This is a genomic window from Streptomyces sp. AK02-01A, from assembly GCF_033795305.1.
GTDB lineage: Bacteria > Actinomycetota > Actinomycetes > Streptomycetales > Streptomycetaceae > Streptomyces.
Genome location: NZ_JARBAE010000001.1, coordinates 369,891 through 383,586 on the forward strand (window position 1 = coordinate 369,891; position 13,696 = coordinate 383,586).

A 13,696-nucleotide genomic window follows, 5' to 3' on the forward strand; every position below is an offset into this window, starting at 1 on the left:
TCCAGATGCTTACGCGTTCCGAACATCCTGGCGGAAAGGCCGCTGCGGCGGAGCGGCCGGGGTCGCACCGTTACCCATCTATCCCATTTCAGTGCGGGGCCGTGACACCTCTAAACTGGCCCGGTGACCGAGAACCCTCAGCAGCAGCCAGCCAGCACCCCCGAACTGCCGACCCAGTACGCGCCGGCCGAGGTGGAGGGGAAGCTGTATGAGCGCTGGGTAGAACGCGGTTACTTCGAGGCGGACGAGAAGAGCGGCAAACCGCCGTACACCATCGTCATCCCGCCGCCGAACGTCACCGGAAGCCTGCACCTCGGGCATGCCTTCGAGCACACGATCATCGACGCGCTGACCCGCCGCAAGCGTATGCAGGGCCACGAGACGCTGTGGCAGCCCGGTATGGACCACGCCGGTATCGCTACGCAGAACGTCGTCGAGCGCGAGCTCGCCAAGGAAGGCAAGTCCCGCCAGGACCTCGGGCGCGAGGCGTTCGTCGAGCGGGTCTGGCAGTGGAAGGAAGAGTCCGGCGGCCAGATCTCCGGGCAGATGAGACGGCTCGGCGACGGCGTCGCGTGGTCGCGTGAGCGCTTCACCATGGACGAGGGCCTGTCCAAGGCCGTCCAGACGATCTTCAAGAGGCTGTTCGACGACGAGCTGATCTACCGCGCCGAGCGCATCATCAACTGGTGCCCGCGCTGTCTGACGGCCATCTCGGACATCGAGGTCGAGTACCAGGACGACGAAGGCGAGCTGGTCTCGCTGAAGTACGGCGACGGCGAGGACACCGTCGTCGTCGCGACCACCCGCGCCGAGACGATGCTCGGTGACACGGCCGTCGCCGTCCATCCGGACGACGAGCGGTACACGCATCTCGTCGGCAAGCAGATCAGGCTGCCGCTCACCAACCGCACCATCCCGGTCGTCGCGGACACGCATGTCGACCCGGAGTTCGGCACTGGCGCAGTCAAGGTGACACCGGCCCACGACCCGAACGACTTCGAGATCGGCCGGCGGCACAACCTGCCGAACATCGCGGTGATGAACGAACGCGCCGTGATCACCGTCCCGGGTCCTTTCGAGGGCCTCGACCGGATGGAGGCGCGCAGCGCCATCGTCGGCGCGCTGCGGGCCGACGGCCGTATCGTCGCCGAGAAGCGGCCGTACACGCACTCCGTCGGACACTGCTCGCGCTGCAAGACGACCATCGAGCCACGGCTGTCGATGCAGTGGTGGGTCAAGGTCGGACCGCTCGCGAAGGCCGCCGGTGACGCCGTCCGCGACGGACAGGTCACGATCCATCCGAAGGAGATGGAGTCCCGCTACTTCGGCTGGGTCGACAACCTCCACGACTGGTGCATCTCACGGCAGTTGTGGTGGGGCCACCGCATTCCCGTCTGGTACGGGCCGAACGGCGAGACCGTCTGTGTCGGACCCGACGACGAGGCTCCGACCGGCGAGGGCTGGACCCAGGACATGGACGTCCTGGACACCTGGTTCTCGTCGGCCCTCTGGCCGTTCTCCACGCTGGGCTGGCCCGAACAGACGCCGAGCGTCGAGAAGTTCTATCCCAACTCGGTCCTGGTCACGGGCTACGACATCCTCTTCTTCTGGGTCGCCAGGATGATGATGTTCGGCCTGTACGCGATGGACGGCACTCCGCCGTTCCACACCATCGCGCTGCACGGCATGGTCCGGGACCAGTTCGGCAAGAAGATGTCGAAGTCCTTCGGCAACGCGGTCAACCCGCTGGACTGGATGGACAAGTACGGCTCGGACGCGGTCCGCTTCACACTCGCGCGCGGCGCCAACCCGGGCGTCGACGTGCCGATCGGCGAGGACTGGGTGCAGGGCTCCCGGAACTTCGCCAACAAGATCTGGAACGCCACGCGCTTCGCGATGATGAACGGCGCGACCGTCGAGGGCGAGCTGCCCGACGCGGCCGAGCTGTCCGCCACGGACCGGTGGATCCTGTCCCGGCTCAACGCCGTGGTCTCCGAGGTCGACGCGTACTACGACGACTACCAGTTCGCGAAGTTGTCCGACTCGCTCTTCCACTTCGCGTGGGACGAGGTCTTCGACTGGTACGTCGAGCTGTCCAAGACGACGTTCTTCGAAGGCGGCGAGCCCGCGAAGATCTCCGGACGGGTCCTCGGCGAGGTCCTCGACGTCACACTGCGGCTGCTGCACCCGGTGGTCCCGTTTGTCACCGAGACGCTGTGGACCACGCTCACCGGCAAGGAGTCGGTGGTCATCGCCGACTGGCCGGCCGACAGCGGCTTCCGCGACACGGCCGCCGAGCAGGAGATCGAGCATCTCCAGCAGGTGATCACCGAGGTCCGCCGGTTCCGGTCCGACCAGGGTCTCCAGCCCGGCCAGAAGGTCCCGGCCCGGCTGGACCTGTCCGGTACGCCGCTCGCCGCGCACGAGGCGGCCATCCGCCAGCTTCTGCGTCTTCAGCCGGAAGGCGACGGCTTCCACGCGACCGCGACCCTGCCGGTCGCCGGTGCCACGGTGGCGCTGGACCTGTCCGGGACCATCGATGTCGACGCGGAGCGCAAGCGGCTGACCAAGGATCTCGGCGCCGCCGAGAAGGAGAAGTCCCAGGCGATCGCGAAGCTCGGCAACGAGGCGTTCCTCGCGAAGGCACCGGACAACGTGGTCGAGAAGATCCGTACCCGGCTCGCCAAGGCCGAGGCGGACATCGAGCGCATCACCGCCCAGCTCGCGGGGCTCCCGCTCGGCTGAACCCGACCGATACCGGCTGCCACCGGCTGCCACCGGCTGCCACCGACTGACACCGACAGGTGCGAGACAGCGACACCGAGGCCCTCTGACCACGCCGGTCAGAGGGCCTCACCGCTGGTGGTCACGGCCAGAATCGTCCGTACGAGTGAACGGACCGGCGTACCGGACGAGCGTGGGGAAGGACGGCGCGGCAAGGGTGTCGGCGCCGCTCCGTAGACTGGCCACGTGAGCGAGCACCGTCCTTCCGACCAGCCCGGCGAGTACGACGATTTCGATGAGATCGTCGGCGCCGAGACCGACCGTGATCCCGACCTGGCGGTGATCGAGGCCGGCAGCCGTACTCTGCGCGCCCAGGCCGGACCGTCGGCGGCCGACGACGTTCCGGGCCGTCCGGAGGATCCGGAGGTGGACAGAGCGCTGCGCGCCGTGGAGCAGGACCTCGCGGGACGGTGGGGCGAGACAAAGCTCGACCCGTCCATCGAGCGGATCCAGGCGCTGATGGATGTGCTCGGTGATCCGCAGCGCGCCTATCCCTCGATCCACATCACCGGCACCAACGGCAAGACGTCCACGGCGCGCATGATCGAGACACTGCTCGGCGCGTTCGAGCTGCGCACCGGCCGCTACACCAGCCCGCATGTCCAGTCGGTCACCGAGCGGATCAGTCTGGACGGCGCTCCGATCTCCGCCGAGCGGTTCATCGAGACGTACGACGACATCAAGGCGTATGTCGAGATGGTCGACGGCGCGCAGGAGCACCGGCTCTCCTTCTTCGAGGTGCTGACCGGCATGGCGTACGCGGCCTTCGCGGACGCGCCGGTGGACGCGGCCGTCGTCGAGGTCGGCATGGGCGGTAGCTGGGACGCGACCAATGTCATCGACGGGTCCGTCGCGGTCATCACACCGATCGCGCTGGACCATGTGGACCGGCTGGGCTCCACGCCCGGTGAGATCGCCGTGGAGAAGGCCGGGATCATAAAGCCGGGATCGACGGTGATCCTGGCGCAGCAGCCGGTGGACGCCGCTCAGGCGATGCTCAAGAAGGCCGTCGAGGTGGACGCGACGGTCGCCCGCGAAGGCATGGAGTTCGGTGTCGTCGACCGGGAGATCGCGGTCGGCGGCCAGCTACTGACCCTGCGCGGCCTCGGCGGACAGTACGAGCAGGTCTTCCTTCCGCTGTACGGCGCGCACCAGGCGCACAACGCGGCGGTGGCGCTCGCCGCCGTGGAGGCGTTCTTCGGTATCGGCGCCCAGCACGCCCGTCCGCTGGACATGGACACGGTCCGCAAGGCGTTCGCCACGGTCTCCTCGCCGGGCCGGCTGGAGGTCGTACGGCGGTCGCCGACCGTGGTGCTGGACGCGGCGCACAACCCGGCCGGGGCCCGCGCGGCGGCCGACGGCATCACCGAGTCGTTCGGCTTCAGCCGGCTGATCGGAGTGGTCGGCGCCAGCGACGACAAGGACGTCCGTGGCGTCCTGGAGGCGCTGGAGCCGATCTGCGCGGAGCTGGTCGTCACACAGAACTCCAGCCATCGCGCGATGGACGCGGACGAGCTGGCCACGATCGCCGTCGAGGTCTTCGGCGACGACCGGGTCCAGGTCGAGCCGCGTCTCGACGACGCGCTGGAGGCGGCGATCACGCTCGCCGAGGAGGAGGCCGAGTTCGCGGGCGCAGGTGTGCTGGTGACCGGCTCGGTGATCACGGTCGGCGAGGCCCGGCTGCTGCTGAGGAGGTCCTGAACCGATGCGTACGCTCTGTGCTTCCACTCTTCTCGGCGAGTTCTTCGTCATCGGGTTCGCCGGACTGGTCGCGATGAAGTCGGACGACCTGTCGATGGGCACGGTCTGGACGGTCTGCGGTGTGGCCATGCTGCTGTCCGTCCTGCTCTGCGGGATGATCACGCGCCCCGGTGGCGTACAGCTCGGCTGGGCGCTCCAGATCGCGCTGATCGCGAGCGGCTTCGTGGTGCCGGTGATGTTCTTCCTCGGCGCGGCCTTCGCGGGACTGTGGTGGGCCTCGGTGCACTACGGCCGCAAGGTCGACGAGGCGAAGGCACGCTGGGCCGCGCAGGCGCAGGCGCAGGCGCAGGCCGAGGCCCAGGCCCAGGCGCAGTAGAAGGGGCCCGGTACGGGCGGCGGCTCCGGTGCCCGTCCGGCGGTGCCCGGCGCCGCTCGCCGGTGAGCCGTGGTCCGGGTGCCGAGGGCCCGGCGGCTCCCGGTAGCCTCACACCACCGCACCGTTTTTGCCTGCAAGGAGCCGCACACCATGACCCAGCGCACTCTCGTCCTCCTGAAGCCGGATTCCGTCCGGCGCGGACTCGTGGGCGAGATCATCGGCCGTATCGAGCGCAAGGCGGGCTGGACGATCAGCGCGCTGGAGCTGCGCACGCTCGACCAGGAGACGCTGGAGCAGCACTACGGCGAGCACAAGGGCAAGCCCTTCTACGAGCCGCTGGTCGAGTTCATGGCCTCGGGCCCGGTCGTCGCGCTCGTCGTCGAGGGCGAGCGGGTCATCGAAGGTGTCCGCGTGCTCGCCGGTCCGACTGACCCGATCGCCGCAGCGCCCGGGTCCATCCGGGGGGACTTCGGCACCATCGTCCGGGAGAACCTCATCCACGCTTCGGACTCGGAAGAGTCCGCCATTCGGGAACTCAAGCTTTTCTTTCCGGGTCTTTCCTGACCGAGAGTCAGCCGAACGGCGCTGTCCGCCTGAGGCGACCGAAGTAATTCGGTCGCCTTTGGGCATATGCGGGCCAATTCCGGGAACGCATCGGTCCAACGCATCGTCACCCTTACTGAGGCGGGCCACCGCGCCGCCGCCGTGCAGGCGGCACTACGATGGAAGCCTCCAAGCCAAAGCACCCACTTCGCCATCCTGAAAAGCCGTCAACGCTCGATTTGGGAAGGCCAGACGCATCCTCATGGGGAACAACATGTCGTTCATCGGCCGTGACATGGCTGTCGACCTCGGGACCGCCAACACGCTGGTGTACGTCAGGGGCCGGGGGATCGTACTCAACGAGCCGTCCGTGGTCGCCATCAACACCAACACTGGCGGCATTCTCGCGGTCGGCGCCGAAGCGAAGAAGATGATCGGCCGGACACCGGGCAACATCGTTGCCGTCCGGCCACTGAAGGACGGCGTGATCGCCGACTTCGAAATCACCGAGCGCATGCTGCGTTACTTCATCCTGAAGATCCACAAGCGCCGCTATCTGGCCCGTCCGCGGGTCGTCATCTGTGTGCCGTCGGGCATCACCGGTGTCGAGCGCCGCGCCGTCATCGAGGCGTCCACCCAGGCCGGCGCACGCCAGGTGCACATCATCGAAGAGCCCATGGCCGCGGCGATCGGCGCCGGGCTTCCCGTCCACGAGGCCACCGGCAACATGGTGGTGGACATCGGCGGCGGTACCACCGAGGTCGCCGTGATCTCGCTCGGAGGAATCGTCACGGCACAGTCCATCCGCGTCGCCGGTGACGAGCTGGACAACGCGATCATCCAGCACATCAAGAAGGAGTACTCGCTCCTTCTCGGTGAGCGGACCGCCGAGAGCATCAAGATCACCATCGGCTCGGCGTACGACCTCGACAATGACGAGCACACCGAGATCCGCGGCCGTGACCTGGTCTCCGGCCTGCCGAAGACCGTGGTCATCTCCGCGGCCGAGGTCCGCAAGGCCATCGAGGAACCGGTCAACGCGATCGTCGACGCCGTGAAGACCACGCTCGACAAGTGCCCGCCGGAGCTCTCCGGCGATGTGATGGACCGTGGGATCGTGCTCACCGGCGGTGGCGCACTGCTCCGCGGTCTCGATGAGCGGCTGCGCCGGGAGACCGGTATGCCCATCCATATCGCCGAGGACCCGCTGGACTCCGTCGCGCTCGGATCCGGTAAGTGTGTCGAGGAGTTCGAGGCGCTTCAGCAGGTGCTGGACGCGCAGCCCCGGCGGTGACGCGATGGCACCGGTCCGCTGTCCTTTTGAGTGTGGTCCCGAAGTAGGGCCGGGCGGGACCTCTGCCACACTTCCGGAGTCTCCGGCCTGGCGGGATCCCGGGTATGGGGCCATGCATCCCCGTACGGCGGAGCGTTGATAGACAAGCAGAATCATTCCTACGAGGAAGGCACGGCCGCCGCACGTGAGGGACACACGAGAGAGCCGTTTGCTCCTGGTGCTGCTGATCGCCATCGCGTTCGCACTGATCACGGTGGATATCCGCGGTGGTGATGAATCCCCGGTCGAAGGCGCGCGGCGGGCCGCCGCGACGTTTTTCGGTCCGGTGGAGGACGGCGTCGCGTCCGCGGTCAACCCGGTCGGCAATGTCATCGGAGCCATAAGGGATTCCGGTGCGCGGCACGACCGCATCAGCGTGCTGCAACAGGAGAACGCCGCGCTCAAACAGCGGCTCGGCAGCGACGACCGCAACCGCAACCGGGTGCGCGAACTCGACGCCATGCTCGCGAAAGCGGGCGCCGGTCAGTACGGGATCAAGGGCGCCGAGGTCATCGCCATAGGAGCGGCCCAGGGCTTCTCCTGGACGATCACCATCGACATCGGCGCCAACGACGGCATCAAGCGCGACATGACCGTCCTCAACGGTGAGGGCCTGGTCGGCCGGGTCACCACCGTCGGCCCGCACACCGCGACCGTACTGCTGGCCAACGACCCGGACTTCACCGTCGGCACCCGAATGGAGAAGACCGACGAACTGGGCTTCGCCACGGGCCAGGGCGACCGTCCGCTCTCCGTCCAGCTTCTCAACGGCAAGTCCAGGGTGAAGAAGGGCGACCGGCTGGTCACCTTCGGTTCCAGCAGGGACAAGCCCTTCGTGCCCGGCGTCCCGGTCGGCGAGGTCGTCCGGGTCGACCCGTCCGGCGGCGACCTCACCAGGACCATCTACGTACGCCCGTTTGTCGGCTTCACCAAGCTCGACCTCGTCGGTGTCGTCGTCGTCGCGCCTCGCGAGGACCCGCGCGACACGGTCCTGCCGCCCAAGTCCAAGCCCGTTCCCACGCCCACCGTCACCGTCACGGTCAGTCCGTCGCCGGACACCGGCGCCGATGCCAACGCCGATGCCAACGCCGATGCCAACGCCGATGCCGGCGCCAACGACGCCGCCACCGGCACTGACCAAGACGACGATCTGGAGTAGAGCTGATCCCCATGCGCTTCAACCGGATGCTGCTCTCGACCACGCTGGTCGTGGTGGCCCTGGTCATCCAGGTGTCTGTTCTCTCCCGCCTTCAGCTCCCCGGCGCCGTGCCCGATCTGATGCTGCTCGTCGTCCTCGCGCTGGCCTTTGTGTACGGGCCCGTGAGCGGCGCGCTCATCGGTTTCGGGGCCGGCCTGCTGGCCGATCTGGCCCCGCCCGCCGACCACGCCGCCGGGCGGTACGCCCTGGTGCTCTCTGTGATCGGCTATCTGGCGGGCCTCTCCCGTCCCGAGAAGGGCCAGCTCAAATCGGCGTTCCGCCCGATGGTCCTGGTCGTTGTCGCGGCGGTCGGCACGACGCTGCTGTACGCGCTGGTCGGCGCACTCGTCGGAGACACCGCCGCCCGCCATGTCGGCCTCTTCAGCCTGCTGTTCACGGCCGCGCTCTACGATCTGCTGCTCGCGCCGTTCACCGTGCCGGTGGTCATGTGGCTGGCGAGACGAGCCGAGAACGATCCTTTCGCCGAACCGAAGAGCAGCAACGGTTCCGACATCGCGGGCGGCTGGCTCGCCAGCGGCACGGGTCTGCGGATCGGCGGCCAGCGCGGCGCGCTGCGGATCCGTGCCGCCCGTAACCGCGCGGCGCGGGCCGGACGTATCAAGGGGGTCAAGCGACTGTGAGTCCGCAGTACCCGGCGGCCGGCGCGGAGACGCCTCCGCGTACGGCCCGCCCATTTTCCGGCCGTACCACTCGTGGGGGCGCGCAGTGAGCAACATCCCGGAGACCGGGCGGACCTCCCGGGTCCAGATCCGTCTCGTCGTCATCCAGGTCCTCGTCTTCTCCCTGCTGTTCACCCTGGGCGGCCGGCTCTGGTACCTCCAGATCCGCAACGGCCAGGAGTACACGGACGAGGCCAAGAACAACCATGTCCAGCAGGTCGTCCAGCCGGCCGTGCGCGGCTCGATCCTCGACTCGCGCGGTGTCCCGATGGCCGACAACGAGACCCGGCTCGTGGTCTCCGCCAGCCGCACCGAGCTGATGAAGATGGAGGACGACGGCAAGGCCGTCATGGCCCGGCTGGCCGATGTCCTCGACATGAAGCCCAAAGACGTGATGGACAAGGTCCGGCTCTGCGACGCGAAGACGCCACAGCCCTGCTGGAACGGTTCGCCTTTCCAGCCGATCCCGGTCACCGACGAGGCCACCACACAGCAGGCCCTCCAGATCCGCGAGCGCGCCGAGGACTTCCCGGGCATCACGGCCGAGCCCACCGCCGTACGCCGCTATCCCGCGCCCGGTCTGGCCAACACCTCCCAGGTCCTCGGCTATCTCTCGCCCGTCACCGACGAGGAGATCACCAAGGCCCAGGACACCGACTCGCCGTTTCTGCGCTCCGACCAGGTCGGCCGGTCGGGCCTTGAGCGCACCTACGACAAGCAGCTTCGCGGAGACGCCGGAGTCACCCGCTACGAGGTCGACAACCTCGGCCGGGTCATCGGCCGGGCGCGCAGCGACGACGCCCAGCCCGGCGCCAATGTCGTCACCTCGATAGACGCACGTGTCCAGGCCGTCGCCGAGTACGAGCTCAACGGGGCGATGAAGGCCGCACGCAAGGAGATGGACCGCAACACCGGCACGCACTACAAGGCGGACTCCGGCGCCGTCGTCGTCATGGAGGCGAAGACCGGCCGCGTCGTCGCGATGGCCTCGCAGCCGACATACGACCCGAACGCCTGGGTCGGCGGCATCTCCGCCAAGGACTACGCCCGGCTCACCGGCAAGAAGTCCAACTTCCCGCTGCTCAACCGGGCCATCCAGGGCCAGGCCGCTCCCGGCTCCATCTTCAAGGTCGTCTCGTCGACCGCCGCGGTCAACGCCGGATACGACTTCAACGGCAACTACCCGTGCCCCAGTTCGTACTCCGTCGGCGGCCAGGTCTTCCAGAACTTCGAGTCCCGCGGCTACGGCAGCATCTCCATCGGCAAGGCCCTCGAAGTCTCCTGCGACACCGTCTACTACGGCATCGCGCACAAGGAGTGGATGAAGGACGGTGGTATGAAGCCCAAGCACCCGAAGGACTGGTTCTACCGCACCGCCCACCAGTTCGGCCTCGGCAAGGAGACCGGTATCGACCTCCCCAACGAGGTCACCGGACGCATCCCGGACCGTCAGTGGAAGAAGAGCTTCTGGGCAGCCAACAAGGACTCCTGGTGCAGGCAGGGCAAGAAGGGCGGCACCTACGTCCAGCGGCTCGCCTACGAAGGCTGCCTCGAAGGCGACCGGATGCGCGCCGGTGACTCCGTGAACTACTCGATCGGCCAGGGCGACACGCTCGTCACTCCGATCCAGATGGCCACGATCTACTCCGCGATCTCCAACGGCGGCACCCTCTACAACCCGGTCGTCGGCAAGGCGATCATCAGCGCCGACGGCAAGCAGGTGGAAGAGATCGCGCCCAAGTCGCACGGCAAGCTGCCGATGAACGCGAAGACGCGCGACCAGATCGACGAGGCCCTCGCGGCCGTGGCGACCCGTGGCTCCGCCGCCTGGCGGTTCGGCGGCTGGCCGCAGGACAAGATCCCGATGCACGCCAAGACGGGTACCGCCGAGGTCTACGGCAAGCAGACGACCTCGTGGTTCGCCTCGTACACCAGGGACTACACGATCGTCATGACGATCTCCCAGGGTGGTACGGGATCCGGAGCGTCGGGTCCCGCCGTCCGCAATATCTACGAAGCGATGTACGGCCTGGACAAGAAGGGCAACCAGGACCTGAAGAAGGCCCTGATGCCCGAGCCGCGCACGACACTGCCCAAGATCGAGCCCGACGGCCAGATCGAGGCGCCGGAGATCAAGCCGTACGAGCCTCCGAAGAACCCGGAAGACCCCCAGGTGCTCGCGGGCCCGCCCGCGCGGAGGGACTGAACCATGGCCGGCACAGGTGGCTTCACCATCTCCGGATACGGCCCGCGACGCGGTACGTGGGCGCGGCTCGCGGCCCGCGACTCACTGGCGCGCAGACTCGACTGGCCGCTGCTCTTCTCGGCACTGGCGCTCTCCCTCCTCGGCTCCTTGCTGGTCTGGTCCGCGACCCGTAACCGCACCCAGCTCAACCAGGGCGACCCGTACTACTTCCTGCTCCGCCATCTCCTCAACACCGGCATCGGCTTCGCCCTGATGGTCGGCGCGATCTGGCTCGGACACCGCACGCTGCGCGGCGCGGTGCCGGTGCTGTACGGACTCTCCGTACTGCTGGTCGTGCTGGTCCTCACACCGCTCGGCGCCACCATCAACGGCGCCCACGCCTGGATCGTCATCGGCGGCGGCTTCTCGCTCCAGCCCTCCGAGTTCGTGAAGGTCACGATCATCCTGGGCATGGCGATGATCCTGGCCGCCCGGGTGGACGCCGGTGACCAGGCCCATCCGGACCACCGGACCGTCGCCAAGTCCCTGGTCGTGGCGGTCATTCCGATGGTGATCGTCATGCTGATGCCGGACCTCGGCTCGGTGATGGTCATGGTCGTCATCGTGCTCGGCGTGCTGCTCGCCTCCGGCGCCTCCAACCGCTGGGTCTTCGGCCTGGTCCTCGCCGGCGCGATCGGAGCCGTCACGGTCGCGGCGCTCGGAGTGCTCGACGAGTACCAGATCAACCGCTTCGCGGCCTTCGCCAATCCGGAGCTCGACCCGGCCGGTGTCGGCTACAACACCAACCAGGCGCGTATCGCGATCGGCTCCGGCGGCCTCACCGGCACCGGGCTCTTCCACGGCTCGCAGACCACCGGACAGTTCGTGCCCGAGCAGCAGACCGACTTCGTCTTCACGGTCGCGGGCGAGGAACTGGGATTTGTCGGCGCCGGTCTGATCCTGGTGCTGCTCGGTGTCGTCATGTGGCGCGCCTGCCGGATCGCCCGGGAGACGACCGAGCTGTACGGCACGATCGTCGCGGCCGGAATCATCGCCTGGTTCGCGTTCCAGTCGTTCGAGAACGTCGGCATGACCCTCGGCATCATGCCGGTGGCGGGTCTGCCGCTGCCCTTCGTGTCGTACGGCGGCACATCGATGTTCGCCGTCTGGATCGCCGTGGGACTACTCCAGTCCATCAAGGTGCAGCGGCCGCTGTCGGCCTGATGAATCCCACCGTCGCCGGACCGCCACATGGCGGTCCGGCGATGCGTTGCGGTGATTAGACCTCGTCCTTCCGGTTAGGTTCGTTATATGGCGGACACCAAGCGAGAGATCGAGCGGAAGTACGAACTCCCCGAGCGTCCCAAGGGCGGCGACCAGCCCGGACTGCCGGACCTCAACGGCGTCAAGGGAGTCTCGGCCGTCGCCGGCCGCGGCGTGGTGGAGCTCGACGCCGTCTACTACGACACCACCGATCTGCGGCTCTCCGCCGGCTCCCTCGCGCTGCGCCGCAGAGAGGGCGGCGCCGACGAGGGCTGGCATCTCAAGTTCCCGGTGTCCACCGGCATCCGCGACGAGATCCAGGCGCCGCTCGCCGACACCGTCCCGGACGAGCTGTCCGGACTGCTGCGCTCCCATATCCGCGACGCCGAACTGGTCCCTGTCGTGCGTCTGCTGTCCTCCCGTGACATCAGCGAGCTGCTCGACGCGAAAGGCGCGCTGCTCGCCGAGGTGAGCGTCGACACCGTCCGCGCGGAGCGCCTCACCGCGGACCCCGCCACCACCTCCTGGACCGAAGTGGAGGTGGAGCTGGCCGACGACGCCGACCCCGCGCTCCTGGACGAGGTGGAGAAGAGGCTCCGCGAGGCGGGACTGCGACCGGCGTCCTGGAGCTCGAAGCTGGGCAGGGCACTGGGCGCGCGGCCGTCCGATCGGTCCGACGGCGCGAAGACGGCCGGGAAGAAGACGAAGCGTGCCGAGCCGGCCACCGCCGGGGACCATGTGCTGGCCTATCTGCGGGCCCAGGCCGACGCGATCGTCACACAGGATCCCGCCGTCCGCCGCGATCTGCCGGATTCCGTGCACCAGATGCGGGTCGCCTGCCGCCGGATGCGCTCGGCCTTCCGTACGTACCGCAAGGTCCTCGACCGCTCCGCCACCGCGCCGATCGCCGAAGAGCTGACCTGGCTCGCGGCGGAACTGGGCGTCAGCCGGGACCACGAGGTCCTCAACCGGCGGCTGCGACAGGAGCTCGACGCGATCCCCGAGACGCTGCTTCTCGGCCCCGTGCGCGCCCGGCTCCAGATCTGGGACGCCGCTCTGCGGACCGAAGCACGGAACAGGACCCTCGCCGTCCTCGACAGCGAGCGGTATCTCGCGCTGCTGAACACGCTGGACGCGCTGCTCGCCGACCCGCCGCTGCGGCCGGCCGCCGGCGGGCCGCCGACGGAGGTGCTGCCCAAGGCGATCCTGAAGGACTACGACCGGCTGGCGGCCAGGGTCGAGCGCGCGCTGAGCCTTCCGCCGGGCCAGGACCGGGACATCGCTCTGCACAACGCCCGCAAGGCCGCCAAGCGCGTCCGGTACGCCGCCGAGGCGGCCAGGCCCGCTCTGGGCAAGCCCGCCAAGCGGTTCGCCAAGCGGACCAAGGCCGTGCAGAACGTCCTCGGCGACCACCAGGACAGCGTGGTGGCCCGGGAGACGCTGCGGACAATCGCCGTCAAGGCCCACGCGGCCGGCGAGTCCGCGTTCACCTGGGGACTGCTCCACGGCCGCGAGGAGGCGCGCGGCGCCGGCCGCGAACGGGAGCTGCCGGAGGTGTGGGCGCGGACGTCCGCGCGGAAATGGCGGGCGGCGCTGACCGGCTGAACACCGGGGTAGGCTGGATGGTCACCCC

The 13,696-nt window shown here is 68.5% G+C and carries 10 protein-coding genes; all 10 read left to right on the forward strand.

What is annotated here, in order from left to right; genetic code table 11:
- The first annotated feature begins 123 nt into the window (after positions 1–123).
- The 10 genes from PV679_RS01570 (at position 124) to PV679_RS01615 (ending at position 13,668) form a co-directional block, all read left to right on the forward strand.
- On the forward strand, positions 124–2,745 hold the full coding sequence (locus PV679_RS01570; RefSeq protein ID WP_319678341.1) for a valine--tRNA ligase: 2,622 nt from the start codon (positions 124–126) through the stop codon (positions 2,743–2,745).
- Between the two features lie 225 nt (positions 2,746–2,970).
- Positions 2,971–4,485, forward strand: coding sequence for a bifunctional tetrahydrofolate synthase/dihydrofolate synthase (gene folC, locus PV679_RS01575; RefSeq protein ID WP_319678342.1), 1,515 nt, complete (start codon positions 2,971–2,973; stop codon positions 4,483–4,485).
- A 4-nt stretch (positions 4,486–4,489) separates the two neighbouring features.
- Entirely contained in the window at positions 4,490–4,861 is a 372-nt protein-coding gene (locus PV679_RS01580) for a DUF4233 domain-containing protein (RefSeq protein WP_319678343.1), read from the forward strand.
- Between the two features lie 150 nt (positions 4,862–5,011).
- Positions 5,012–5,425: a nucleoside-diphosphate kinase gene (ndk, locus tag PV679_RS01585; RefSeq protein ID WP_319678344.1), complete on the forward strand. Its 414-nt coding sequence runs from the start codon at positions 5,012–5,014 to the stop codon at positions 5,423–5,425.
- A 253-nt stretch (positions 5,426–5,678) separates the two neighbouring features.
- Positions 5,679–6,698, forward strand: coding sequence for a rod shape-determining protein (locus PV679_RS01590; RefSeq protein WP_319678510.1), 1,020 nt, complete (start codon positions 5,679–5,681; stop codon positions 6,696–6,698).
- A 184-nt stretch (positions 6,699–6,882) separates the two neighbouring features.
- Entirely contained in the window at positions 6,883–7,896 is a 1,014-nt protein-coding gene (gene mreC, locus PV679_RS01595; RefSeq protein WP_319678345.1) for a rod shape-determining protein MreC, read from the forward strand.
- Positions 7,897–7,907: 11 nt separating this feature from the next.
- Positions 7,908–8,576, forward strand: coding sequence for a rod shape-determining protein MreD (mreD, locus tag PV679_RS01600; protein ID WP_319678346.1), 669 nt, complete (start codon positions 7,908–7,910; stop codon positions 8,574–8,576).
- 85 nt (positions 8,577–8,661) lie between these two features.
- A complete protein-coding gene (gene mrdA / locus PV679_RS01605) occupies positions 8,662–10,821 on the forward strand; it encodes a penicillin-binding protein 2 (RefSeq protein WP_319678347.1) in 2,160 nt (719 codons plus the stop codon).
- 3 nt (positions 10,822–10,824) lie between these two features.
- Positions 10,825–12,024 carry a rod shape-determining protein RodA gene (gene rodA, locus PV679_RS01610; RefSeq protein WP_319678348.1) on the forward strand — a complete coding sequence of 400 codons (1,200 nt, stop codon included), beginning with the start codon at positions 10,825–10,827 and terminating at the stop codon, positions 12,022–12,024.
- A gap of 87 nt (positions 12,025–12,111) precedes the next feature.
- Positions 12,112–13,668 carry a CYTH and CHAD domain-containing protein gene (locus PV679_RS01615; RefSeq protein WP_319678349.1) on the forward strand — a complete coding sequence of 519 codons (1,557 nt, stop codon included), beginning with the start codon at positions 12,112–12,114 and terminating at the stop codon, positions 13,666–13,668.
- Positions 13,669–13,696 lie beyond the last annotated feature (28 nt).